The organism is Mycobacterium sp. DHQP2018-32-09 (genome assembly GCF_058148405.1).
Map to the genome: position 1 here is coordinate 26,046 of NZ_JBYVYK010000020.1, position 23,257 is coordinate 49,302.

The following is a 23,257-nucleotide window of genomic DNA, read 5'->3' on the forward strand; positions in this document are numbered from 1 at the left end:
CGCGTCGACAACCGGAGTGTCGGGCTACGGATCGCGCGGCAGGCCCAGCAGCCGCTCGGCGATGATGTTCAGTTGCACCTCGGACGTGCCGCCGTAGATGGTCGTGGCCCGACCCGCCAGCAGGTACTCCGCCCACTTGCCCGGCAGCTGGTCGTGGTCGCCGATCGCGGCGTCGGTGCCGAACGACGAGACGCCGAACTCCGCGTACCCCTGACCGGTCTTCATTGACAGCAGCTTCGAGATGGCGGCCGCGGGCATCGGGTCACCCCCGGCCAGCGTCAGCAGCGTCGAGCGCAGGTTGAGCAGCTTGGCGGCGTGGCCCTCGGCGATCAGCCGGCCCGCCTCGTGCTGCTCGATCTGGTCGAACTGGCCGTCGCGCAGGAACTCCACGAACTGGTCGAGGCTCGCCAGGAACGGCGGCTCGCTGCTGCCGATCGACACCCGCTCGGCGGTCAGCGTGTTGCGGCTGACCTCCCAGCCCCGGTTCACCTCGCCCAGCACCATGTCGTCGGGGACGAACACGTCGTCGATGAAGACCGTGTTGAACATGGCGTTGCCGGTGAGTTCCCGCAGCGGCTTGACCTCGACGCCCTCGGAGGCCATGTCGAGCAGGAAATACGTGATGCCCTGGTGCTTGGGCGCACTCGGGTCGGTCCTGGCGAGCAGGGCGCCCCACTGGGAGTACTGCGCGCCGGTGGTCCAGATCTTCTGCCCGGTGATCCGCCAGCCGCCGTCGACCTTGGTGGCCTTGGTGGACAGGCTGGCCAGGTCCGAGCCCGCGCCGGGCTCGGAGAACAGCTGACACCAGATCATCTCGCCGCGGAACGTCGGCGGCAGGAAGCGCTGCTTCTGATCGTCGGTGCCGAACGCGACGATCGAGGGGATGATCCACGCCGCGATGCCCATCTGGGGCCGCTTCACCCGTCCGCTGGAGAACTCCTGGGCGATGATGATCTGCTCGATGGGGGACGCGGCGCGGCCCCACGGCTTGGGCAGGTGCGGCTGCACCCAGCCGCCCTCGGCGATGGCGACGGTGCGCTCCTCGCTGGGGATCGCCTTGAGCGCGGCGACCTCCGCGCGGATCTCGTCGCGCAGCTTCTCGGTGTCCGGGTCGAGGTCGATGTCGATGGACCGCATGCCGCGGCTGGTGGCGACGTCGACCACCTGCTGAGGGTGGTCGGCGGCGCGTCCGAAGGACGCCGCCAGCACGATGGCGCGCCGGTAGTAGACGTTGGTGTCGTGCTCCCAGGTGAACCCGATGCCGCCGTGCACCTGGATGCAGTCCTGCGTGGTGTGTTGCACGGCCACCGGGGCGAGGGTGGCCGCGACGGCGGCGGCGAACTCGACGTCGCCGTCGGCGGCGTCGTCGGCGTCGAGCGCGCGGGCGGCGTCCCAGACCGCCGCGGTGGCCCGCTCGGTCTCGGCGATCATGTTGGCGCACTTGTGCTTCACCGCTTGGAACTGGCCGATGGGCCGGCCGAACTGTTCACGGATCTTGGCGTACTCGGCGGCGGTGTCGGTGGCCCAGCGGGCCACGCCGATGCACTCGGCACCCAGCAGCGTGGTGATGAGTGCGCGGGCCCGGGTGCGGCCCAGCCGCGACAGCACGCGGTCGTCGCCGACCTCGACCGCGTTGGCGCGGACGTGCGCGATGGGACGCAGCGGGTCGACGCTGGGGACCGATTCGATCTCCACCTGGCCGGCGTCGAGCAGCACCCACTCCTCGCCGCCGTCGATGGCGACCGGCAGGACCAGCAGCCCGGCCTGCGCGGCGGCCGGGACGGCGCGGACCTCACCCCGGATCACCAGACCGTCACCCTGGCGGGTGGCGGTGAGGCCCGAGTCGATGGCGTACGCGGCGATGACCTCGCCCGAGGCGAGACCCTCCAGGCGGGGGTCGGCGGCGTCGTTCGCGGCGATCAGCGCGCTGGCGATCGCCGAGGGGACGAAGGGGCCCGGGACGGCGCCGTAGCCGAACTCGGCGAGCACGATCGCCAACTCGAGGATGCCGAAGCCTTGACCGCCGACGTCCTCGGCGAGGTGTACGCCCTGCAAACCCTGCTCGGCGGCGGCCTTCCAATAGCCCGGCGGGTTGGGCAGCGGGGTCTCGAGGGCCTCGTGCAGCACCTCCGACGGCGCGACCCGCGCGACGAAGGACCGCACGGAGTCGGCGAGGTCGGTGTGTTCGGACAGGATGGCGATGGGCATTCGTTGCCTCCCTACGTTGGGTTCGCGCGTGTCGATCGCTCGCCACGCTACCGAATCAACCGGTGGGTTGGGAACGAGGTCCCGCGTCAGGCCTGCGGATTGACGACGTGGGCGAGGTCTCGGCCGTCGCGCAGCCGCTCGCAGTTGTCGATCGCCAGGTGCAGATAGCGGCGCATGGTGTCGACGGTGTACCAGGTGACGTGCGGACTGAGCACGACGTTGTCGAGGTCCAGCAGCGGGTTGTCGTCGGGGACCGGTTCCTCGGCGAACACGTCCAGGCCCGCGGCCGCGAGGCGCCCGGTCTGCAGGGCATCGGCGAGGGCGGTCTCGTCGACGATGGCTCCGCGGGACGTGTTGACCAGCACCGCACCGCGTTTCATGGTGGCCAGGGCTTCGGCGTCGAGCAGTTCGTGGGTGTCCGGGGTCAGCGGCAGGTGCAGGGACACCACGTCGCAGGCGGCCAACAGCTCGGCCAGTGGGCGCCAGCCGGGATGACCGTCGTCGCGCGTGCTGGTGTGCAGCACCGTGGCGCCCATCGCGGCGACGATGCGTTCCACGGCCTTGGCCACGTTGCCGTAGCCGACCAGGCCCACGGTGCAGCTGCCGAGGTCGCGCACGGTCTCGCCGAGGCTGGGGTCGGTCGGCCAGCCCGCACCCTCGCGGGTGGCGTGGTCGAGTTCCGGCAGCCGGCGCAGGGCGGCCAGGGCCAGCAGTACCGTGCCCTCGGCGACGGACGGCGCGTTGGCGCCGGGCATGTTCGCCACGGCGATGCCGTGCCGGGTTGCGGCGTCGACGTCGATGGTGTTGACCCCCGCACCCAGCTTGTGCACCAGCCGGCAGCGGGATGCGGCGGCGAGGTGGTCGGCCGTCAGTGGCTGCAGCACGTGCCACACGACGTCGGCGTGGGGCAGCTCACGGGCGAACGTGGCGTGGTCGTCCTCGGCGCAGAAGTGCACGTCGAGCCAGTCGGCATGGGGTGCGAGGAGGCCGCGCACCGTCCTGCCGGGGAGGAAGTGGGCGAGCACGCGCAGGGTCACGGTGTCATCCTCGCATCGGCCGCACCGCCGGCTCGACGGGCCACTCGGGGCCGTGCGGGCCCTAGTCGATGGCCCAGCGCGGATCCCGCAGGTTGAGCTGATCGTGCCGGCGCGCCACCTCGTCGATCTCCTCGACGGTGGGCGGCGTCGCGCGCTGCGCCAGTTCGGCCATGGCGCGGAAGTAGTCCTCGCGGGGCGCGCCCGGCGCGAAGATCAGCAGGAACCGTGCGTCGGTCTCACCGGTGCTGCGGAAGGCGTGCACGCCCGTGGGCGGCACGTAGACGAAGTCGCCGGCAGTCGCCGTGCGCACCTCGGTGCCGGTCCGGATGCGCAGGCTGCCGTCGAGGACGTAGAACGACTCCGAGAACCCCTGGTGCACATGGGGAACCGCGCCCAGTCCGGGTGCCAGGCGCCCCTCGAACATGCCGAACTCGCCGCGCGTGGCAGAGCCCGGCGCGACGAACCGCGTCTGGAAGGCGGTGTCTTGATCGGACGCCGGCCGCCAGGTGCCGGTGATGCGGTCGTTCGGGAGGAAGCTCATGGACCCTCATCATGGCTCAGTGGCCTAACGCCAGCGTGCGTGGATCCACTTCGCGATCAGGTCGGCCTGCTCGCTGCGCGCGCCGGGCGTCGTGAAGTGGTGGTCGGTGTCGATGGTGCGCAGCGTGGTGTCGGAGGAGGCGAGCGCGTCGACGACGTGGGTGGCGTCCGAGGGGAACACCCCGGTGTCTTGATCGGCGCTGATGACCAGTGCCGGGCAGGTCACCCGGGCCAGGTGCGGCTCGGCTCGGGTCTGGGCGTGCCGCAGGCTCCACATGCTGGTCCAGCTGCGCAACGTGCAGGACGCCGCGATGCCGTTGGCCGAACGGTTGGCCGAGACGGGCCGCCCGGCATAGCAGGTGTTGGGTGCACGACGGGTCGGTTCGAGCGTCGGGTCGATCATGCGCAGGTCTGCCCACGTGCGGTGTACCGAGAACGACCGGTCCGAGAAACCCGCTGCGCGAACGCGTTTCATCTCGACGTCCACCCAATCGGTGATGGCGTGGTTGCGGGCGACCTGCGCGGCGCGGTAGCGCTGCACGAACGCCTGCGAGAACGGTGGGCCGTTGCGCGGGTCGAACGGGTCGAGGTCGGGGTCGGTGGCCACGGGGTCGGACTCGTCGACGACGGCGGGGTCCATCCATGCCGTGAGGACGTCCGGCCTGCCGGGGTGCGCCGCGCTGGCCACGTACCCGTCGGCGGCGGGTAGTTCGCCGAGTCCGGGTGCGGGCCGCATCCCGAACTGCGGCACGACGTGCGGGTCGACGGCCTGCGCCTGGTAGGCGGCCATGAGCGACCCGCCGCCAGAATTACCCAGTAGGACAATGGTTTCGATGTTCTGTTCGGTGCGCAGCCACTGCACGCCCACGGCGATGTCGACGAGGGCGTGATCGAGCAGGAACGTGTTCTCGAAGCCGCGGTACCGGGTGTTCCACCCCAGGAATCCGATGCCGCGCGTCGCCATGTACTCGGCGAGATAGTGTTCCGAGAAGTCGAGTTGATAGTGCGCCGCGAGCATCGCCACCTTGGGTTTGCGACCGACGCCGCGGTAGTAGATGCCCTGGCAGGGGTGGCCGCCCGAGCCCGCCCGGCGCGACGACGGTGACGTCAGGCCGACGAACTCGCGCAAGACACCCGGTGTGCCCCCTGGACTCCCAGCCATGTCGCCCCCCTCGAGCCGAATGCCGCGCCGACGGCCGCATCCCCCCGGACCGCCGCTGACTCGGGTATAGCAGAAGCGCTGCGGGACCGATACCGCCGAAAGTCGGCTCATGGCACACCCGCGTCAGTGCAGTCGGGGGTCGGTGATGGTGTCGAGGATCGCCGCGAGGTGGTCGACGAGTTGCTCGGGCGTCATCGGGACGTCGCCGGCGAGCCAGGCGGACAGCGTCTGGCCCACGCCGCCGACGGCGAAGTGGGCGGTCGCCATGCTGCGCAGCGTGCGGGGAGGATCGACGCGCAACGCCGCCGATACGTCGCGACCGTAGAGCGTGGCCAGCAGCAGCCCGGAGTCGGCTCGTTTGCGGGCCACCACGGCGTTGCTCAGTCCGACGTCGAACAGCACGCGGCCGATCCGGGGGTCGGCGGCGATGGCCCCGACGACGTTGGCCATGCCCGCGCGGTTCTGGCCCTCCGGCGGCGCGGCGGCCACCGCGGCCTGGGTGGTGGCGGCGAGGTCGGCGATCACGGCGTCGAACACGGCGCCCACGAATTGGTCCCGGTCGGTGAAGCTCTCGTAGAAGTAGCGCGCCGCCAGCCCGGCCTCGCGGCAGACCGCGCGCACGGTGACATCCTGCGGGGCGTCGGAGCCGCCCAGCAGGGTGAGGCCGGCCTCGAGGAACCTGCGCTTGCGCTCGGCGACGCGTTGCACGGCGTCGACGCCGCGGTAGGGCCGGGCCTGGGTCACGAACTCCATCTTGACACCCGTCCAGAGCGCCTTGCAATATCAGGAAACGCGCGTTCGCAGAATCGAGGGGGCCGGGCATGACGGTGAGTGAGAGCCACGTGGAACGGGGCGTGGCCGCCCCGCCCCGCCCGACGGCGCGGCGGCGCAGCCGCGGCGCCCGCATCGAGGACGGTCTCATGGGGGTGGCGCTGCTGGCCGGCCCGGCGAACGTGATCATGCAGTTGGCGCACCCTGCGGTCGGGTACGGCGTGAAGGAGAGCCGCGTCGAGAGCGGCCGCGTCGACCTGCATCCCGTCAAGCGCGCCCGCACCACGTTCACCTATCTCGCGGTCGCCACGAAGGGCAGTGACGCGCAGAAGGCGGCCTTCCGCCGGGCGGTCAACAAGGCGCACGCCCAGGTGTACTCCACCGCCGAGAGTCCGGTGACCTACCACGCCATGGACAAGGACCTGCAACTCTGGGTCGCGGCCTGCCTCTACAAGGGGGGCGTGGACGTCCACCGGCTGTTCGTCGGCGAGATGGACGACGAGACGGCCGACCAGCACTACCGCGACGGCATGCACCTGGGCACCACGCTGCAGGTCCCGCCCGACATGTGGCCCGCCGACCGCGCGGCCTTCGATGCCTACTGGCAGCGGTCCCTCGAGAACATCCACGTCGACGACACGATCCGCGACTACCTGTACCCGATCGCCGCCAACCGGATCCGGGGCGTCACCTTGCCCCCGGTGATCCGACGCCGCGCCGAGGCGCTGGCGTTGCTGATCACGACGGGCTTTCTGCCGCAACGGTTCCGCGACGAGATGCGGCTGCCCTGGGGCGCCGACCGGCAACGACGGTTCGACCGGTTGACGGCGGTGATCGGTGCGGTCAACCACGCGCTGCCGAGCGTGGTCCGGCAGTTCCCGTTCAACGTCCTGCTGTGGGACGTCGACCGACGAATCCGCAAGGGTCTGCCGCTGATCTGAGTCCACCGGGCGGGCGTACCCTCGCGTCCATGCGGCCCACCGGCAACGAACGCGACACCTGGGACATCACCACGAGCGTCGGATCGACGGCGTTGTTCGTCGCCGCGGCGCGGGCCCTGGAGTCGCGTCGACCCCGACCGTTGGCCGTCGACCCGTTCGCCGAACGGTTCTGCCGGGCGGCCGGTGGCGAGTGGGCCGCAATGTTCGAGGACACGGGGTTCGAGGAGACGGGGTTCGAGGACACGGGGTTCGAGGACACGGGCGGTGGCACCGACGGGGCCGGCAACGGCGACGTCGGTGCGCTGAGCCTGCGGTCGCAGTTCGGTGAGCACTTCACGTCGTTCCAGGGCGCGCGGACCAGGTACTTCGACGCCTACTTCGCGCGTGCCGCGGAAGCAGGTGCCGAGCAGGTCGTGCTGCTGGCCGCCGGGTTGGACTCGCGGGCCTACCGGCTGCCGTGGCCCGACGGCACGGTCGTCTACGAACTCGACCAACCGCAGGTGCTGGACTTCAAGCGGGAGGTCTTGGCGCACGGCGGCGCCGAACCCCGCGCCGAGCGGCGCGAGGTGGCCGTCGATCTTCGTGACGACTGGGTGGCGGCGTTGCGTGGCGCCGGTTTCGACCCGGCGCGGCCGTCGGCCTGGCTGGCCGAGGGCCTGCTGATCTATCTGCCTGCCGCGGCGCAGGAGCAGCTGTTCCGTGGCGTCGACGCGTTGGCGGCCGCGGGTAGCTGGGTGGCCGTCGAAGAGGGTGCGCCCATGCCGCACGAGGCGTTCGTCGCCAAGCAGCAGGCCGAGCGTGCGGCGGGCCGCGAGGGATCGTTCTTCACGCTGGTCTACAACGAGCAGCACGCTCCGGCCGAACGCTGGTTCGGCGCCCGCGGCTGGGACGTCGCCACCACCGGGTTGTCGGCCTACCTCGCGGAGGTGGGCCGTTCCATACCCGACGACGATCCCGAGGCCGGCCCGATGGCGGCCTCGATCGCCTTGGTCAGCGGCACGAAGGCGTAAGACGCGGCGCCGCCGCCGATCTCGACTCTTCCCTGCGCGGGGATCAGCGGAACATGAACGGTGCCATGAAGCGCGTCATGCGGCGCAGGTAGTCGGGTTGGCTGACGTGCAGCACGTGATTGCCGGGAAACCAGTGAAACGCGCAGCGGTCCCAGTGCTGCCACAACAGCTCGGCCTGCTGCGGCGGCGCCAGCCGATCGCCGAGGCCGGCGATGATGAGGCGCCGGTCCTTGGGCACCAGCGGTGCGTAGTTCAGCGGCGAGTGGTACGCCGACGCCGCCGCGAGCAACTCGGCGTCGATGCCCGCGAGCCGATTGCCTGCCGTGACCAACAGGCTGGCGGGAAACCAGTCGTCGAACGCCGCGTTCGGGGTGACGACGGGGACGTTGGGGATGACGGCCTGCACGCGGTCGTCGACCGAGGCGACCAGAGCCGCGGTGTAACCCCCCAGGGACATGCCCGTCAGGGCGATGCGGTCCACGCCGGTGTACTCGAGATGGTCGAGCACCGAACGGAAGTTGTGGACGGCCTGGGCCATGGCCTCGGCGAAGCCGGCGAGCCCGTCGGCGAAGTAGCCGTACCCGCTGTACGGCGATCCACGTTCGGCACGCCTGCCGTGGAACGGCAACGTGTACAGCAGCACGTCGTAACCACAGCGGTAGAACCAGGGCAGGGAGAAGAACAGGCCGTTGAACAGGTAGGCCGAGCCCATGAATCCGTGGATCAGGCACAGCGTCGGATGGGGGCCGTCGTCGTGGCGCCAGTGCTGGGCGTGCACGACGTCGTTGCGCGCGTACGTCGCCCGGCGTTCGCGGACGGCCGGGTTCATCGCGCGGTAGCTGCTGGTGAAGCGGATGTCGTCGACGTGTCCGTGGGCCAGCCACTCGGCCATCGGGTTGGCCCGCCGCGTGGCGACGCGGGGCGGCTCGGTGGGGGCGGGAAACGCCGTCAGCGGGTCTCGCGCAGCGGCCAGACCGGCGTAGAACTCCAGGGCGGCCCGTTCGGTGCTGCGGGTGCTGCCGAAAGCCGCAGCGGCGACCTTGGGCAGCATCGCGACGCCGATCATCGAGGCGATGGCCGTGCGCAATCCGAGATCCGCGACGGCCGACGCGTCGACGAGGGCGCGCTGCCCCCTGGTGAGTTCCGAACGTCTGGGGAGACCGCGGCGCGTGGCATCGGCCCCGGGAACGTCGGGGACGGGAAGCGGCGGGTCGACGGGGGCAACGGCGGCCGGATGCAGGGTTGCCACGTTCGCGATCGTAACCCGTGGCGGCTAGGTCAGACGGTAGACGAGCGAATCGCCCACCGTCCGGCTGGGAAACGTCGCGGCCACCCAGTCGGCGATCTCCCGGGTGTGGGTGCGCCCGTGCGTCGTCGACCGCACGACCTCGCCCGTGGGCTGGGTGGCCCCACCGGCCTGCACCCAGTAGCCGATGCGGCCGGCGTGCACGTCGGTGACGAACTGCTCCAGAGTCGGCACCGGATCCCCGCCGCTGAAGCCGCCTACCGCCATGACCGAAGTGCCGGAGGCGATTTCGAGAACCGCGGCCGATTGCGCACCGTTGGTCGCCGCCGACCACGGCGTGGAGGTGGCCGCCAGCAGCGCCGCGAGTTCGGCGTTGTCGCCCTCGTCGCCCAGCCAACTGCCCCCGGCCGCCGCATTCGGCGACGGATGGCCGTCGACGCGCCAGAGGCGGGCCGCCACCGGTGCCGTGCCATGGTGCGGTGTCGCGGCCGTCAGCATGGCGAACGTCGCCGAGCCTGCCAGCGCGGCCACCACGCCGACCGCCCCGGCGGGGCGGGCCGCCCGTCCGCCGGCCAGCAGGGCCAGCGCGGCCACCGCGCCGACGGCGAACACCGCATCCGAGAACGCCCCGAAGTGGTTGTCCCGCAACAACAGCGCCGACCACCCTGCCGCAGCCACGACCATGGCCGCCGCGCCGACGCGTCCGTCGAGCCCGTCACGCGCACGCCAGCACCACGCGGCACCCAGACCGGCCAGTGCCGCGACGGCCGGGGCCAGGGCCACGGTGTAGTAGGGATGCTCGGTGCCCTGCATGTAGGCCAGGACGCCGCCCGTCACCACCAGCCAGCCACCCCACAGCAGCAGTGCGGCGCGCTCCGTGCGGTCGAGTCGGCGTGCCAGGTAGACGCCGAATGCGAGCGCCAGCGCCGCGGCGGGCAGCAGCCACGAGATCTCGTCGGCCATCTCCCCACCGAACAGGCGGTGCACCCCGGTCCCCGAGCCCCGCGACGTGACGGTGGCCATCGGGCGGTCGGTGCCGACGATCCGGTGCAATCCGTTGTATCCGAACGCCAGATCGAGCACCGAGTCGGTGCTCGACCCGCCCACGTACGGTCGGTCGGATGCCGGCAGCAGCGTCACGATCGCGACCCACCAGCCGGCCGAGAGCACCAGGGTCGACGCCGCAACACCCAGGTGCGCCACACGGATTCGCCACGGCCGGGGTGCGCACAGCAGATAGGCCAGCCCGATGCCGGGAGCCACCAGGAACGCCTGCAGCATCTTGGTCAGGAAGGCCCCTCCGAGGAGGGCGCCCGCGACGGCCAGCCACCGCCATGAGCCGGAGTCGACGGCGCGGGTGGTGGCGTAGGCGGCCGCGGTCAGCGAGAAGACCAGCAGCGCATCGGGGTTGTCGTAGCGGAAGATCAGGGCCGCGGCCGGGGTCAGCGCGAGCACCGCCGCCGCCAGCAGACCGGCGCAGGCGCCCAGCGTGCCGTTCATGGTGCGCCGCACCGTATCGTCCATGGTGCGCCGCACCGTCGCATACAGCGTCGCCACCGCCGCCACGCCCACCACGGCCTGCGGCGCCAGCACCGCCCACGGCGACATGCCGAACAGCCGCACCGACAGACCCGTCAGCCACAACGCCGCGGGCGGCTTGTCCACGGTGATGAAGCCCTGCGCGTCCAATGCGCCGAAGAACCACGCACGCCAGCTCTGTGCGCCGGCCTGCGCGGCCGCGGCGTAATAGGTGTTCCCGTACCCCGACGCCGACAGCTCCCACAGGTACAGCGCCGCGGTGGCCAGGAGCAGGACGGCCAGACACCACCGCGGCCACCTCACGGTCCCCGAGCATCGCGACGGCTGCTGCCGAGAACCCGTGGAGCGGACTGTGAATCAGCTGTGGGACAGGTCGAACAGGCGTGCACCGTTGTCGTGCAGCACGTGGCGCCGCCACGCGTCGTCGACGTCGAGCCCGACGACGCAGCGCACGGCCTCGAGGTAGCCGTACGGGATGTTGGGGAAGTCGCTGCCGAACAGGATGCGGTCACCGACGTCGCGCAGGCGGGGGTATTCGGCCGCGGGGAAGGGCATGGTCTCCTCCACGAACGGCGTGAACGCCATCGTGGTGTCCAGGTGCACCCCGTCGTAGCGTTCGCAGAGGTCCAGGAAGTCCGAGTACTCCGGCATGCCGAGATGCGCGATGACGAGTCGGAGCCGCGAATGCCGTGCGAGCACCCGCGCCACGGGATCGGGCCCGGTGAACTCCCCGGGCTGCGGTCCCGATCCGCAGTGGATGACCACGGGGATGCGTGCCTCGGCCAGTGCCCCCCAGGCCCCGTCGAGCCGGGGGTCGGCGGGGTCGTAACGGCCCACCTGGACGTGCGCCTTGAACACCCGTGCCCCGCCCTCGATGGCGTCGACGACGTAGTCGGTGACCCCGGGTTCCGGGTAGAGCGTCGCGGTGGCCAGGCAGTCGGGCGTCTCCGCGGCGAACCGGGCGGCCCACTGGTTGAGCCACTGCGCCATGTCCGGTTTGTGGGGGTAGACCAGCGAGGTGAAGGCGCGGACGCCGAACTCGCGCAACCGTCGCAGCCGATCCGTTTCGGTGGTGCGGTAGGTGATGGGCCAGGGGCGGCCGACCAGTGGGCCCGCGTCGTCGAAGTACTGCCACACCTTGTCCATGACGCGGGTGGGCATGAAGTGCGTGTGCACGTCGACCAGACCCGGTAGGCCCAGCGACTCCCAGATCCCGCGTACCGCCGTGGTCTCGTCCATCACGGACGAGAATGTCAGACGTGACCTGGAACCCCGACGTGTACCTGGCCTTCTCCGACCATCGGGGTCGGCCGTTCTTCGATCTGCTGTCCCGGGTGGGCGCCGAATCACCACGCCGCGTGGTCGACCTCGGCTGCGGTCCGGGCAATCTCACGCAGACACTGGCCCAGCGCTGGCCCGACGCCACGGTGCACGCCGTGGACAGCTCGCCCGAGATGGTCGCGGCGGCACGCGAACGTGGGCTCGACGCCGTCGTCGGCGACATCGCGGAATGGGTGCCCGAGCCGGACGTCGACGTGGTGGTGTCCAATGCCGCGCTGCAGTGGCTGCCCGAGCACGTGGCCGTCGTCGAGCGCTGGGCCCGCGAGCTGACCGCGGGCGCGTGGATCGCGTTCCAGGTGCCCTTCAACACCGAGCTGCCGTCACATCGCGCCATGCGCGAGGTGGCCGCGCGGCCGGAATTCGCCGACGCCCTGCACGACATGCCCTGGCGCGACGGCAATTCGGTGGAACCACCGCAGCGCTACGCCGAGATGCTGACCGACGCCGGCTGCACCGTCGACGCGTGGGAGACCACCTACGTGCACCGATTGACGGGTGCGGACCCGGTGTTGGACTGGATCACCGGCACGGCGCTCACGCAGGTGAAGAGTCGGCTGTCGGAGGATGATTGGCAGGCCTACCGCGCGGCGATCGCACCGGTGCTGGCCGCCGAGTACCCGCGGCGCGCCGACGGCATCACCTTCTACCCGTTCCGCCGCGTGTTCGTGGTGGCCCGCGTGGCCGCGTAGCCGCTTGGTCATTCGGAGCGCGCGGGCCCGTCGTCCTGCGGGGGCCCGTCGCGCACGTTGCGCAGGGCCTCCAAGACGCGCCCGACCAGGACGTCGATGTCGGCTTCGGTGGTGTCCACCACGAGATCGGCGTGCTCGGGCGGCTCGTACGGGGCGTCGACGCCCGTGAGGCCGGTGAGTTCGCCTGCCCGCGCGCGTGCGTAGAGGCCCTTCGGGTCGCGCCGCTCGCACTCGGCCAACGAGGTCGCCACGTGCACCTCGACGAACGGCAGCTCTGCCGCTTCGTTGAGCTTGCGGGCGATCTCGCGGTCGGACGTCAGCGGCGACACCAGCGATGCCAACGCCACCACACCGGCGTCGGCGAGCAACCGCGTGAGATGGCCGACGCGTCGGATGTTCTCGGCCCGGTCGCCGGCGGAGAAACCCAGATCGTCGGACAACCCGTGGCGGATGTTGTCGCCGTCGAGGAGGTATGCGACGTCACCGGACTCGACGAGCGCTCGTTCGACGGCCACGGCGAGGGTTGACTTCCCCGATGCGGGCAGCCCGGTGAACCAGATGGTGGCACCGCGCTGGCCCGTGCTGGACCAGCGGTGGCGACGATCCAACGACGACGGGTGCCAACGGATGTCGTTGCGCGTCTGGGCGCCCGGTCGGACTTCGCGGGCCTCGGTGATGGTGCCCGCACCAACGGTGTCGTTCGACGTCTCGTCGATCAGGATGAAGGCGCCGACGTCACGGTTGTCGGCGTAGCGGTCCGCGACGACCACCGAGCTGGTGCGCAGCGTCACCGAGCCGATGTCGTTGAGTTCCAACTGGACCGGGCCATCGAGGTCGTCGAGCGTCTCGGGGTCCAGCTTGGTGTGCAGTTCCTGAACGGTGGCACGCACGGTCCGCGTACCCTGCTTGAGTGCGACGCGATCACCGGCGCGCAGCGGTGAGTCCGCGAACCAGCAGACGGTGGAGTACAACTCGCGCGCCAGCACGGGGTGGTCGGTCCGATCCGCCGCACCGCTGACCAGCACGTCACCGCGGCCGATGTCGATGCCGTCGGCCAACTCGACCGACACCGACAGCGGAGCGACGGCTACCGCCCGGTCGTCGTCGAGGGTGTCCAGGGCGGTGACGGTCGAGGTGGTGCCCGCGGGCAACGAGATCACCGCATCGCCGACACGCAGCGTTCCTGCCGCGATCCTGCCGGTGTAGCGGCGTCGCTGCTGCGCGGTGGGGCGTGAGACCCATTGCACGGGAAGCCGAAGCTTGGACGGTTCTGGTTGGGGAGCGGTCAATTCCACGTCTTCGAGGTAGTCCAGCAGAGTGGGTCCCGGATACCACGGCGTGCGCTCCGAGCGGTGCACGACGTTGTCGCCCGTCGTGGCCGCCATGGGGATCACCTGGAGGTCGGCCGCGGTGCCTGAGAAGTCCAACCGCTCGGCCAGCAGGCGGAGTTCAGCCCGCACCGAGTCGAACGCGGCCTCGTCGAAGTTCACCAGGTCGATCTTGTTGACGGCCGCCACGAAGTGCTTGATGCCCAACAGCTTGGCGATCCGCGCGTGTCGACGGGTCTGGCGCAGCACGCCTGCGCGTGCGTCCACGAGCAGGATTGCCACGTGGGCGTTGGATGCACCCGTGAACATGTTGCGCGTATAGCGTTCGTGGCCGGGCGTGTCGGCCAGGATGTAGCTGCGGTGTCGGGTCGAGAAGAAGCGGTAGGCCACGTCGATCGTGATCCCCTGCTCACGCTCGGCGCGCAAGCCGTCGGAGAGGGCGGCCAGATCGGCGACGCCGTCGTCGTCGGTGACGGCCTCCAGGTGATCCAACGGCAGGCTGTCGGTGTCGTGCAACAGCCTGCCGATGAGCGTGCTCTTGCCATCGTCGACCGATCCCGCGGTGGTGATGCGCAGTAGCTGGCGCGTCGCCGGTGCCATCAGAAGTAGCCCTCCCGCTTGCGGTCTTCCATTGCCGCTACCGATGTCCGGTCGTCGGCGCGGGTCTCGCCTCGTTCGGAAACCGTCGCTGCAGAGATCTCCTCGATCACGCCCGCGACGTCGGTGGCACGGGACCGGACGGCGCCGGTGATCGTCAGGTCACCGACCGTGCGGTACCGCACCCACTCCAGTAGCGCGGTTTCGTCGTCTCGCGGTTGGACGTACTCGGAGACGGCGAGCAGGATCCCGTCGCGCTGGAGGACGTCACGCTGGTGGGCGAAGTAGATCGACGGCAGCGCGAGGCCTTCCATGGCGATGTAGCGCCAGACGTCCAGCTCGGTCCAGTTCGACAACGGGAACACCCGGACCTGCTCACCCTTGCGGATCCGCCCGTTGTACAACGACCACGGCTCCGGTCGCTGCGCGCGCGGATCCCATTGGCCGAATTCGTCGCGGAAGCTCAGGATGCGCTCCTTGGCGCGGGCACGCTCCTCGTCACGTCGGGCCCCACCGAACGCCGCGTCGAACCCGCCCGCCTCCAACGCGTCCAGCAGCGTGCGCGTCTGCTGACGGTTGCGCGAGGCGCCTGGTCCGGGGTCGGCGACGCGGCCGTCGTCGATGGCGGTCTGCACCGAGGCCACGATGAGATCGTGCCCGTGCTCGGCGAGGCGTCGATCTCGGAACTCGATGACTTCGGCGAAGTTGTGCCCGGTGTCGACGTGCATGACGGGGAAGGGCAACGGTGCGGGGCGGAACGCCTTCTCCGCCAGGCGCAGCAGCACGATCGAGTCCTTGCCCGCCGAGAACAGCAGCACGGGGCGGGTCAGTTCGGCGACGACCTCACGGATGACGTGGACGGCCTCGGCCTCGAGGGTACGAAGTTCGTCGACGTGGGTGGCGTCGAGCGGGGCCGCGGTCACGTCGGCAGCCCGTCACGCTCGGCGTCGGTGCGGTAGCGCTCCACCCACTCGTCGGAGCGTTGATCCGCCTGGCGTTCCAGCACGGGGGCGGGTGCCAGGCTGGGATCGAGGCCGAGGGCCTCGAGCACGGTGCCCACCACCTGGGTCAGGTTGCGCCACAACACCGGATAGGGCACGTCGAGGGGGACCACGCCCTCCTCGGCGAACCACGTCCGTCAGCCTTCCTCCTGCGCCCGCAACATCGTGACCACGTGCGCGATGGCGCCCGCGTGATATTCGGCCCTGAGGTCGCGGGCCGGATCGGGCCGGCCGCGCCACACCCGCGTCTGCACCGCCCGCCAGAACGACACGGCCTGTGACACCACGTCGGGGCGGTAGACGTGGATGAGGACGGGATCGCTGCCCACGACGTCCCGGATGGCCGCGAGCAAGCCTTCGCCGGATCGCTCGGTGAGCCCGGCTGCCCGGTCCAGCAGGAGCGGAGTCTGGTTCCACATCAGCTTGCCGCCCCACACGCCGTTGGGCGTGCGTCCCACGGTGCGTACGTAGTCGCGCCAGATGTCGGCGGGAGCGATGTCGGGCTTGCCCTCGTCGAGCGGATCGAGCAGTCGCAGGATCGACTCGTCGGACACGCCTTCGAACCACTGTCGGGGCTGGGGTGACTGGCTGGTCGACGGCAGGTACTGGAAGAACTCCTGGGGTTCGCCGGCGACGCCCGTGGCGCGCAGGGACTCCACGAGCAGGGTGCTGCCACTGCGCTGCGACGCGAGCACCAGATATGCGGTGGGGGCGGCCATGTGCCAGAGCGTAACCCGAACCGAAAAGTGCTGCTAGACAGGCATTTTTATCACGATGAGTTTAACCGTGGTCGACGTGTACGCCGCGCCCCGCGGCCTCGGAAGACCGGCTGGGGAGCGGTCGGCCCAGGATGCTCAGGTAGGTGCTGGTGTAGCGCTCCGAGATCCGGGTGCCCGCGAAGTCCGACGGGATCACGTCGCCCGTCTTCTGGCGCCACGCGTCGAGTCGCAGGGCCAGGTCGGCCGCCACGGCCTCGTGGGCCGGGTCGACGTCGCCGAGGAGGAGGTTGACGCTCTCGGCGGGGTCCACGGTCAGGTCGTACAGTTCGCGCGCCGGGCGGGGGCCCTGCGTCCGGGGTGCCACCAGCCGCCCCGGTGGACTGTCCGCGATGTCCCAGGGCAGGTCCAATTCTGGTCGGGGAGCGTAGTTCTCGATGTAGGCGTACTGCTTGGTGCGGACGGCGCGGATGGGGTCGAACGAGTCGTGGTACGTCTTGGCGGTGTACACCTCGGCTCGCGCCGGGGACGGCTGCGAGGACGACTGGGGGGCCGCCAGCAGCGGGCCGGCATGCGAGACGCCCTCGACGTCGTCCGGCACGTCGCGGCCGAGAAGTTCCAGCAGCGTGGGCACCAGGTCGACGCCACTGAACATCTCGTCGTAGACCCGGCCGACGGTGCCCAGGCGCCGTGGCGGCCGCACGATGAAGGCGATGCCGGTACCCGCGTCGTACAGCGTCGACTTGGCCCGGGGGAGCGCGGGCCCGTGGTCGGTGGTGAACACCACCCACGTGTCCTGATCACGGCCGGTCGCGTCGAGGGTCTCCAGCAGGCGGCCCACGGCGGCGTCGGCGACGCGGATCGAGCCGTAGAAGTCGGCGAGGTCTTCGCGGACGTCGGCGGTGTCGGGGAGATAGGGGGGCACCTCGACGGTGTCGGGGTCGGCGGGTGCATAGCGCTCGCGGGGATACGGCCGGTGGGTCTCGAAGAATCCCGCCGTGAGGAAGAACGGCACGTCGGGAGCGTCCTCGAGGAACGAGCCTGCACGTGCCACCACGTAGTCGCACAGGGAGTCGCTGACGTCGAAGTGGTCGAATCCCAGTCGATCGGGGAAGGACGTCTCGTGCTGCATGCCGAACAGCACGGTGTGCCAACCTGATTCGGAGAGCAACCGGGGCAGGGTCCGTACGCCGGGTCGATACTCCCAACCGTGGTGCGCCAGTCCGATCAGGCCGTTGCTCTGCGGGTAGCGGCCGGTGAACAGTGATCCCCGCGACGGCGAACACAGGGGAGCGGTGGCGTGGGCGCGGGTGAACAGGATGCCCTCGGCCGCCAGCCGATCCAGGTTCGGGCTACAGACGTCCGCGTGACCGTAGGCCCCGAGGTGGCGGCCGAGATCGTGCCAATGGATCAGCAGCACGTTGTCCGTCATCGGGACAACATAGCGATGCGGTCGGCGACGAGTCGGCGGCCCGCGGCGATGGGCGCGACGTCGCGTTCCAGCTTCGACCCCAGCAGTGCCCCGTCGTAGATGAGCTGTACGTCGGAGGCCAGGGGGGCCGCGTCGGCGGATCCGATGCCCGCGGCGACCAGCAGGTCGGTCACGGTGTCGCGCAGCCAGGCGCGGTGAGCGCGCACGGGTTCGAGGTCGACGCCCGGATACTCCGACGCGGCGTTGGCGTACAGGCACCCACGGAAGTCCCGTGCCCGCGCGGACGCCGCGGCCAGGTCGAAGAAGGCCAGCACCTTCGCCACGGGGTCGGCGACGGCGGTGGTGGCGGCGATCCAGCGGTTGCGATCATCGTGATCCAAACCCCGCAGGTATGCCGTGACGAGTGCGTCCTTGGAGCCGAAGGTGCCATACAGGCTGGCCTTGGCCACGCCTGCCTCGCGCAGCAACTGATCGACACCGACGGCGCGAATGCCCTGGTCTGCGAACAGTTTCGTCGCTGCGTGCAGCAGTCGCTCGGCGGGCCGGCCGGTGCCCGCGCCCGCTGGGGGCGCCACCGCCGCGTGCGGTGTGGTGGAGGTCATGTTCCGAAGGTTAGCTCAGCGGAACAGATAGACAGACCGGTCTGTCTATAGCAGAGTGCGGGTGACCGAGCCCGCCGACGAAGGGATGCCACCGTGACGCTGTACCTCTACGAGATCACCGATCGCCGTTCGGACCGCACTACGATCGACCGGGTGCTCTCCGACGTCGATGCCCACGTCCGCAAGGCGGACGGCGAGCTGATCGAGGCCCAGGTCACCCGCGAGACCGGACGCATCTTCGCGATTGCCGAATTCGCCTCCGCCGCTGCGGTTCTGCAGGCCGAGGAGCTGGGCGTGCCCGAGGTCAGCGGGCCTCACCAGGTGCGGCTCGTCGGTACCGATCTGGCCGCCCTCAAGGCGGCCAAGCCCTCGGCGGGCTACCTGGTGGAATGGGATCTGCCCGCCGAACTCACGATGGACGCCTACCTCGCGCGCAAGAAGGCCAACGCGCCCAAGTACGCGAACGTCCCCGAGGTGTCCTTCCTGCGCACCTACGTCCGCGAGGACATGGACAAGTGCCTCTGTTTCTACGACGCCCCCGACGAGGCGGCCGTGCTGCGGGCACGCGACGCCGTCGAGACGCCGGTCGACCGGGTGCACCGATTGGCGGACGAGGGGTGAGCCCACTGGTCTCGCGGGCGGCTCCTGCCCCGTCCCCCTCGGCTTCGGATGCGCTGGGCCAGGTTGCCGCGGCCGTGGCCGACCGGGCCGCCGACATCGACCAGCAGCGCACGGACGTCCGCGTCGACATCCGCGCCCTCGGTGCGGCGGGCCTGTTCGACGCGGCCCTGGCCGACGACGGTCTCCCGGACATGGTGCGCGTCGTCGACGAGATGGCCGAGCAGAGTCTGGCCGTCGGGTTCTCCACCTGGGCTCACACCATGGCGCTGCAGTACGTGCGCCGGGCCCCGGAACCGTTGCGCTCCAACCATCTCGGCGAGTTGCGGACCGGAACGCGGATCGGGGTCACCGCGATGGCCGCCGCGCTCAAGCACATGGCGGGTCTCGGTGACCTGCCGCTGCGCGCCGTCGGTGATGGTGACGGCGTGCGCATCTCGGGACCCGTGCGGTGGGCCTCCAACCTGTTCGCCGGTGCGCTGATGGTCGTCCCGGCCAAGGCCGACGACGGTACGGCCTACGTCGCGCTGCTCGACGTCGACGCCCCCAGCGTCACCGTGGACCCGGCGCCGGCCCTCATGGCGCTGGGCGGCACGGCGTCGTCGTCGCTGCGCCTCGACGCCGTGTACGTCCCCCGGGACCGCATCGTCAGCGCCGACCTCTACGGATTCGTGCCGCACATCCGGCCCACGTTCCTGCTGTTGCAGTCGGCGTTCTGCGTGGGCGCCGCGCGCGCGGCGCTGACGGGCGCGGCCCGCGTCGGCGGGGTGCTGGCCGGGCAGTTCGCCGCCGAGTTGGACGAGCTGTCGACCCGCGGCGCCGAGATCGGCAACGAGCTGTACCGGCTGGCCGCCTCCCAGCCGACCAAGCGTGCGGTGACCCAGCTGCGCTTGGACGCCGCGACGCTGGCGCTGGCGGCCACGCGTCTGGAGACCACGCTGGTGGGAGGGGCCGGCTACGCGCTGGGCAGCGCGGCCAACCGGAGGTTCCGGGAAGCCGCCTTCCTACCCGTGCAGTCGCCATCGGAAGGACAGTTGCGGTGGGAACTGAGTCGGTACGACTGACCAACGCCGGCAAGCGATTCGGCGCCGCCGCGGCCCTGTCCGGAGTGGACCTGACCATCGGTGACGGGGAGTTCCTCGCATTGCTGGGGCGCAGTGGCAGCGGGAAGTCCACGCTGCTGCGCGTGTTGGCGGGCCTCGAGGAGCTGACGTCGGGCACCGTGCGGTGGCTCGCCGACGGCGGCAGGCCACGCACCGGCGTCGTGTTCCAACGGCCGCTGCTGATGCCGTGGCTCACCGTCGCCGAGAACGTATCGTTCGCACGGCGATTCGCCGCGCACCGCAACGACTTCGACGACGGTGACGTCGCCGGGCTGATGGCGCGCTTCGGCGTCGGCACGTTGGCCGACCGCTACCCCGACCAACTCTCCGGCGGTCAGGCGCAGCGGGTGGCGATCCTGCGGGCGGTCGCGACGTCACCGCGGTTGCTGCTGCTCGACGAACCCTTCAGCGCCCTGGACCCGGCGACGCGCGGCGAGCTGCAGAGCTGGCTGGCCGATCTCGCCGCAGCGCTCGAGGTGACGGTGGTGCTGGTCACCCACGACGTGGACGAGGCATTGGCGTTGGCACATCGCATCGTGTCGATCGACGACGGAAGACTCACCGGCGCCTGGCATCTCGTCGGTACGTCGGCCGAACGCAAGGCCGAGCTGAGGCGCGAGGTGCTCGCCGCGTACGCGATCCGGACGGCGCCGTGAGCGCCACGACCAGGCGCACCCTGCTTACCGGAGCGGCCGCGCTCGCCGCGGCGGGCGGACTGTTCGGCGTGGCCGACCTGGCTCGTAGCGCCACGACCGAGCCCGGCGCGGGCGGTGCCGGGCTGCGCATCGGTTATCTACCGATCACCGACGCGGCGCCGCTACTGGTGGCGCACGCCGCCGCGCTCTACCCGGCGGGCGTGGTGTCCTCGGCCAAACCCGTGCTGTTCCGCAGCTGGGCGGCGTTGGCCGAGGCCTTCATCACCCGCCAGGTCGACGTCGTCCACCTGCTGATGCCCATGGCCGTCCAGTTGCGCTACGCCCTGGGCGGCGGGGTGCGGGTGCTGGGGTGGAACCACACCAACGGCTCGGCGCTCACCGTGTCGCCCGACGTGCACGACCTCGCCGACCTGGCGGGCAGGCAGGTCGCCATCCCGTTCTGGTGGTCCATCCACAACATCGTGCTGCAGCAGTTGCTGCGAGCCCACGGTCTGACGCCCGTGGTGCGCACGGCGGCGTCGCGGCAGCGTCGCACCGTCGAGCTGATCGTGATGAGCCCGTCGGACATGGTGCCCGCGCTGGCCAACCGGTCGATCGCGGGCTACGTCGTTGCCGACCCGTTCAACGCCATCGCCGCGATCAAGAAGATCGGCCGCATCCACACGTTCCTCGGAGACGTGTGGCGCGATCATGCCTGCTGCGTCCTGATCACGCGCGACGACGTCATCGCACGTCGGCCGGACGCCGTGCAGGCCGTCACCGACGCCGTCGTCGCGGCGCAGCTGCGCATCGACGCCGACCGGCCGGGGGCGGCCGCCCAGCTCGCCGGCGGCGCCTATCTGCCGCAGCCGGTACCCGCCGTCCGCCTGGCGTTGACCTACCCGCAGCCGCCGTACGCGTTCGCCCACCCCGAGTGGCAGCCGCAGCGGCTGGGTTTCGCGCCGTTCCCGTTCCCGAGCTTCACGCGACGGTTGGTGGAGTCGATGGGCGAGACCGTCGTCGACGGTGACCGCCGCTTCCTCGACCGGCTGGACCCGGCGGCGGTGCACGCCGAGCTGGTCGACGACACCTTCGTCCGCACGTCCCTGGCCGCCCGCGGCGGCGCGCAGACGCTGGGGTGGAACCCCGGTGTCACCAGAACCGAACAGGTGCAACCCCGATGACCGAGACCCGGATGACCGCGACCCTCACGTCCTCGGCCGAGACCACCACGGGCGATGACGGCCGCCCGCTCGTCGCGCGGTGGCGGCGCATCTGGCCGCCGCTGGCGGCCGTCGCCGTGACCGTGGCGCTGTGGTGGCTCGGCACCGCCGTGCTCAGCGCACCCGACTCGCTGTTGCGCCAGACCGCGCCGCAGCACGTCGGACCCGCGCTGGTCGGGCTGTTCGAGCGCGGTGTCCTGCTGCCGGATGCGGGGGTCAGCGTCTACCGCCTGCTCATCGGGTTGCTGGTCGCGGCGGTGCTCGGCATTCCGATCGGCCTGCTGCTGGGCCTGAGCGTGTGGGCCGAGCGCGCCGCGACCCCGGTGGTGCAGTTCCTCCGGATGATCTCGCCACTGTCGTGGACGCCGATCGCCGTGGCGGTGTTCGGCATCGGCAATCAGCCGGTGATCTTCCTGATCGCGGCCGCCGCGGTGTGGCCCGTAGTGCTGAACACCGTGGCCGGCGTCCGGGCCATCGATCCCGGCCACCTCGACGTGGCGCGCACGTTCCACGCCACACGCCGTGAGCTGCTCACCGCCGTGGTGCTGCCCGCCATTCGCGGACACGTGCAGACCGGGCTGCGGCTGGCCGTGGGAATCTCCTGGATCGTGCTGGTGCCCGCCGAGATGCTGGGTGTGCGTTCGGGTTTGGGCTATCAGATCCTCAACGCCCGCGACCAGCTGGCCTACGACCAGGTGGTGGCGGTGATCGTGGTGATCGGCGCCATCGGTTATCTGCTGGACGTGCTGACGCGGCGCCTGCTCTCGTCGCGTCGTGGGTGATTCGTGGAGTTTCCGTTGCGCTCAGCGCGACGGAGACTCCACGAATCGACGGTTACGATGCCACGATGTGTCCCTGTGGAAGCGGTGTCGACTACTCCTCGTGCTGCGAGCCCCTGCACGACGGGACGGTGGAGGCGCAGCGCGCCGAACAGGTGATGCGGGCCCGCTACAGCGCCTACGCCAAGGGCATGGCGGACTATCTCTTCCGCACCTGGCATCCACGCACCCGGCCTGACGACGTCACCCTCGAGCCCGACCTGACGTGGACGGGATTGCAGGTGACCGACGTAGTGGCCGGCGGGATGGACGACGAGCAGGGTGAGGTGGAGTTCGTCGCGCACTTCCGCGCGCCGGACGGTGAGGGCGTGCTGCGGGAGCGCAGCAGCTTCGTCCGGCGCGGGAACCGCTGGGTGTACGTCGACGGGACGCAGTACCCGTAGCGGTGGTGGTGCGGGTCAGCGCACCGCGCGACGCAGGCGGATCGCGGCGCTGACGACGAGCGCGATCACCGCGCCAACGACGGCGGCACCGAGTAGCGAGACGCCTTGGGCGAGATCGAAACTCCAGCCGATGAAGTTGATCTTGGTGTGAATCGTGTTCTGCAACACGAAGATCACCAATGCGACCGCGAGCACCGCGGCCACGACGAGGGAGAACTTGGCGGCGAAGCCGCCGCGGGTGGGCTTTCGCTCGGGCGTGAGCTGCGTCATGGGAGGACCTTTCGTTCGGATGGGGA

22 protein-coding genes and 1 pseudogene are annotated in these 23,257 nt (G+C 70.7%); 9 read left to right on the top strand and 14 right to left on the bottom strand.

What is annotated here, in order from left to right:
* Nucleotides 1-24 precede the first annotated feature (24 nt).
* From AC30CM_RS11915 to AC30CM_RS11935, 5 genes are all read right to left on the bottom strand, one after another.
* Nucleotides 25-2,208, bottom strand: coding sequence for an acyl-CoA dehydrogenase family protein (locus AC30CM_RS11915; protein ID WP_490117081.1), 2,184 nt, complete (start codon nt 2,206-2,208; stop codon nt 25-27).
* 86 nt (nt 2,209-2,294) lie between these two features.
* The gene (locus AC30CM_RS11920) at nt 2,295-3,239 is read right to left on the bottom strand and encodes a 2-hydroxyacid dehydrogenase (protein ID WP_490117140.1); all 945 of its coding nucleotides are present in this window, start codon (nt 3,237-3,239) and stop codon (nt 2,295-2,297) included.
* 67 nt (nt 3,240-3,306) lie between these two features.
* Nucleotides 3,307-3,786, bottom strand: a complete 480-nt coding sequence (locus tag AC30CM_RS11925) for a cupin domain-containing protein (protein WP_490117082.1) — start codon at nt 3,784-3,786, stop codon at nt 3,307-3,309.
* A 24-nt stretch (nt 3,787-3,810) separates the two neighbouring features.
* Nucleotides 3,811-4,947: an alpha/beta fold hydrolase domain-containing protein gene (locus tag AC30CM_RS11930; RefSeq protein ID WP_490117083.1), complete on the bottom strand. Its 1,137-nt coding sequence runs from the start codon at nt 4,945-4,947 to the stop codon at nt 3,811-3,813.
* 123 nt (nt 4,948-5,070) lie between these two features.
* Nucleotides 5,071-5,700 (bottom strand): TetR/AcrR family transcriptional regulator, encoded by a 630-nt coding sequence (locus AC30CM_RS11935; RefSeq protein ID WP_490117084.1) that lies wholly within the window; start codon nt 5,698-5,700, stop codon nt 5,071-5,073.
* 68 nt (nt 5,701-5,768) lie between these two features.
* Between AC30CM_RS11935 and AC30CM_RS11940 the strand changes: the two genes are divergently transcribed.
* Together AC30CM_RS11940 and AC30CM_RS11945 are read left to right on the top strand one after the other, a co-directional pair.
* The gene (locus AC30CM_RS11940) at nt 5,769-6,659 is read left to right on the top strand and encodes an oxygenase MpaB family protein (RefSeq protein ID WP_490117085.1); all 891 of its coding nucleotides are present in this window, start codon (nt 5,769-5,771) and stop codon (nt 6,657-6,659) included.
* Nucleotides 6,660-6,688: 29 nt separating this feature from the next.
* Nucleotides 6,689-7,669 (top strand): SAM-dependent methyltransferase, encoded by a 981-nt coding sequence (locus AC30CM_RS11945; RefSeq protein ID WP_490117086.1) that lies wholly within the window; start codon nt 6,689-6,691, stop codon nt 7,667-7,669.
* A 43-nt stretch (nt 7,670-7,712) separates the two neighbouring features.
* On the opposite strand, the gene AC30CM_RS11950 is transcribed toward AC30CM_RS11945, so the two are convergent.
* Genes AC30CM_RS11950 through AC30CM_RS11960 form a run of 3 tightly spaced genes read right to left on the bottom strand, consistent with a single transcriptional unit; the run spans nt 7,713 to nt 11,693 of the window.
* The gene (locus AC30CM_RS11950; RefSeq protein WP_490117087.1) at nt 7,713-8,918 is read right to left on the bottom strand and encodes an alpha/beta hydrolase family protein; all 1,206 of its coding nucleotides are present in this window, start codon (nt 8,916-8,918) and stop codon (nt 7,713-7,715) included.
* Nucleotides 8,919-8,942: 24 nt separating this feature from the next.
* Nucleotides 8,943-10,757: a glycosyltransferase family 39 protein gene (locus tag AC30CM_RS11955; protein ID WP_490117088.1), complete on the bottom strand. Its 1,815-nt coding sequence runs from the start codon at nt 10,755-10,757 to the stop codon at nt 8,943-8,945.
* Nucleotides 10,758-10,811: 54 nt separating this feature from the next.
* Nucleotides 10,812-11,693, bottom strand: coding sequence for an amidohydrolase family protein (locus AC30CM_RS11960; protein WP_490117089.1), 882 nt, complete (start codon nt 11,691-11,693; stop codon nt 10,812-10,814).
* A 20-nt stretch (nt 11,694-11,713) separates the two neighbouring features.
* Between AC30CM_RS11960 and AC30CM_RS11965 the strand changes: the two genes are divergently transcribed.
* On the top strand, nt 11,714-12,484 hold the full coding sequence (locus AC30CM_RS11965) for a trans-aconitate 2-methyltransferase (protein WP_490117090.1): 771 nt from the start codon (nt 11,714-11,716) through the stop codon (nt 12,482-12,484).
* Nucleotides 12,485-12,492: 8 nt separating this feature from the next.
* Here the strand turns inward: AC30CM_RS11965 and cysC are convergent, their stop codons facing one another.
* From cysC to AC30CM_RS11990, 5 genes and pseudogenes are all read right to left on the bottom strand, one after another.
* Nucleotides 12,493-14,412 (bottom strand): adenylyl-sulfate kinase, encoded by a 1,920-nt coding sequence (gene cysC / locus AC30CM_RS11970; RefSeq protein ID WP_490117091.1) that lies wholly within the window; start codon nt 14,410-14,412, stop codon nt 12,493-12,495.
* The gene (cysD, locus tag AC30CM_RS11975) at nt 14,412-15,332 is read right to left on the bottom strand and encodes a sulfate adenylyltransferase subunit CysD (protein ID WP_490117092.1); all 921 of its coding nucleotides are present in this window, start codon (nt 15,330-15,332) and stop codon (nt 14,412-14,414) included. The genes cysC and cysD overlap by 1 nt, the downstream gene beginning before the upstream one ends.
* Nucleotides 15,329-16,129: pseudogene (gene stf0 / locus AC30CM_RS11980) on the bottom strand (trehalose 2-sulfotransferase). Before stf0 ends, cysD begins: the two are co-directional and overlap by 4 nt.
* Nucleotides 16,130-16,190: 61 nt before the next feature.
* Nucleotides 16,191-17,558, bottom strand: a complete 1,368-nt coding sequence (locus AC30CM_RS11985; protein WP_490117093.1) for a sulfatase family protein — start codon at nt 17,556-17,558, stop codon at nt 16,191-16,193.
* Entirely contained in the window at nt 17,555-18,160 is a 606-nt protein-coding gene (locus tag AC30CM_RS11990; RefSeq protein ID WP_490117094.1) for a TetR/AcrR family transcriptional regulator, read from the bottom strand. The genes AC30CM_RS11985 and AC30CM_RS11990 overlap by 4 nt, the downstream gene beginning before the upstream one ends.
* A 144-nt stretch (nt 18,161-18,304) precedes the next feature.
* On the opposite strand from AC30CM_RS11990, the gene AC30CM_RS11995 reads away from it, so the two are divergent.
* The 6 genes from AC30CM_RS11995 to AC30CM_RS12020 all read left to right on the top strand — a co-directional run bounded on the left by AC30CM_RS11995 (nt 18,305) and on the right by AC30CM_RS12020 (nt 22,961).
* The gene (locus tag AC30CM_RS11995; RefSeq protein WP_490117141.1) at nt 18,305-18,781 is read left to right on the top strand and encodes a DUF4242 domain-containing protein; all 477 of its coding nucleotides are present in this window, start codon (nt 18,305-18,307) and stop codon (nt 18,779-18,781) included.
* Between the two features lie 5 nt (nt 18,782-18,786).
* A complete protein-coding gene (locus AC30CM_RS12000) occupies nt 18,787-19,842 on the top strand; it encodes an acyl-CoA dehydrogenase family protein (RefSeq protein ID WP_490117142.1) in 1,056 nt (351 codons plus the stop codon).
* Complete coding sequence (locus AC30CM_RS12005) at nt 19,818-20,537, top strand: ABC transporter ATP-binding protein (RefSeq protein ID WP_490117095.1); 720 nt, start codon at nt 19,818-19,820, stop codon at nt 20,535-20,537. Before AC30CM_RS12000 ends, AC30CM_RS12005 begins: the two co-directional genes overlap by 25 nt.
* The gene (locus AC30CM_RS12010; RefSeq protein WP_490117096.1) at nt 20,534-21,700 is read left to right on the top strand and encodes an ABC transporter substrate-binding protein; all 1,167 of its coding nucleotides are present in this window, start codon (nt 20,534-20,536) and stop codon (nt 21,698-21,700) included. The genes AC30CM_RS12005 and AC30CM_RS12010 overlap by 4 nt, the downstream gene beginning before the upstream one ends.
* 11 nt (nt 21,701-21,711) lie before the next feature.
* The gene (locus AC30CM_RS12015) at nt 21,712-22,521 is read left to right on the top strand and encodes an ABC transporter permease (RefSeq protein ID WP_490117143.1); all 810 of its coding nucleotides are present in this window, start codon (nt 21,712-21,714) and stop codon (nt 22,519-22,521) included.
* Between the two features lie 65 nt (nt 22,522-22,586).
* On the top strand, nt 22,587-22,961 hold the full coding sequence (locus AC30CM_RS12020) for a YchJ family protein (RefSeq protein ID WP_490117097.1): 375 nt from the start codon (nt 22,587-22,589) through the stop codon (nt 22,959-22,961).
* Between the two features lie 15 nt (nt 22,962-22,976).
* On the opposite strand, the gene AC30CM_RS12025 is transcribed toward AC30CM_RS12020, so the two are convergent.
* Nucleotides 22,977-23,231, bottom strand: a complete 255-nt coding sequence (locus AC30CM_RS12025; protein ID WP_490117098.1) for a lipopolysaccharide assembly protein LapA domain-containing protein — start codon at nt 23,229-23,231, stop codon at nt 22,977-22,979.
* Nucleotides 23,232-23,257 lie beyond the last annotated feature (26 nt).

Excerpts from the sequence above, each read along its gene's own strand:
- AC30CM_RS12015 (WP_490117143.1), top strand. The coding sequence starts at position 21,712 with ATGACCGCGACCCTCACGTCCTCGGCCGAGACCACCACGGGCGATGAC.
- AC30CM_RS12025 (WP_490117098.1), bottom strand. The coding sequence starts at position 23,231 with ATGACGCAGCTCACGCCCGAGCGAAAGCCCACCCGCGGCGGCTTCGCC.
- cysC (WP_490117091.1), bottom strand. The coding sequence starts at position 14,412 with ATGGCACCGGCGACGCGCCAGCTACTGCGCATCACCACCGCGGGATCG.
- AC30CM_RS11940 (WP_490117085.1), top strand. The coding sequence starts at position 5,769 with ATGACGGTGAGTGAGAGCCACGTGGAACGGGGCGTGGCCGCCCCGCCC.
- AC30CM_RS12020 (WP_490117097.1), top strand. The coding sequence starts at position 22,587 with ATGTGTCCCTGTGGAAGCGGTGTCGACTACTCCTCGTGCTGCGAGCCC.
- AC30CM_RS11930 (WP_490117083.1), bottom strand. The coding sequence starts at position 4,947 with ATGGCTGGGAGTCCAGGGGGCACACCGGGTGTCTTGCGCGAGTTCGTC.
- AC30CM_RS11915 (WP_490117081.1), bottom strand. The coding sequence starts at position 2,208 with ATGCCCATCGCCATCCTGTCCGAACACACCGACCTCGCCGACTCCGTG.
- AC30CM_RS11990 (WP_490117094.1), bottom strand. The coding sequence starts at position 18,160 with ATGACCTCCACCACACCGCACGCGGCGGTGGCGCCCCCAGCGGGCGCG.
- AC30CM_RS11960 (WP_490117089.1), bottom strand. The coding sequence starts at position 11,693 with ATGGACGAGACCACGGCGGTACGCGGGATCTGGGAGTCGCTGGGCCTA.
- AC30CM_RS11985 (WP_490117093.1), bottom strand. The coding sequence starts at position 17,558 with ATGACGGACAACGTGCTGCTGATCCATTGGCACGATCTCGGCCGCCAC.
- AC30CM_RS11945 (WP_490117086.1), top strand. The coding sequence starts at position 6,689 with ATGCGGCCCACCGGCAACGAACGCGACACCTGGGACATCACCACGAGC.
- AC30CM_RS11925 (WP_490117082.1), bottom strand. The coding sequence starts at position 3,786 with ATGAGCTTCCTCCCGAACGACCGCATCACCGGCACCTGGCGGCCGGCG.
- AC30CM_RS11935 (WP_490117084.1), bottom strand. The coding sequence starts at position 5,700 with ATGGAGTTCGTGACCCAGGCCCGGCCCTACCGCGGCGTCGACGCCGTG.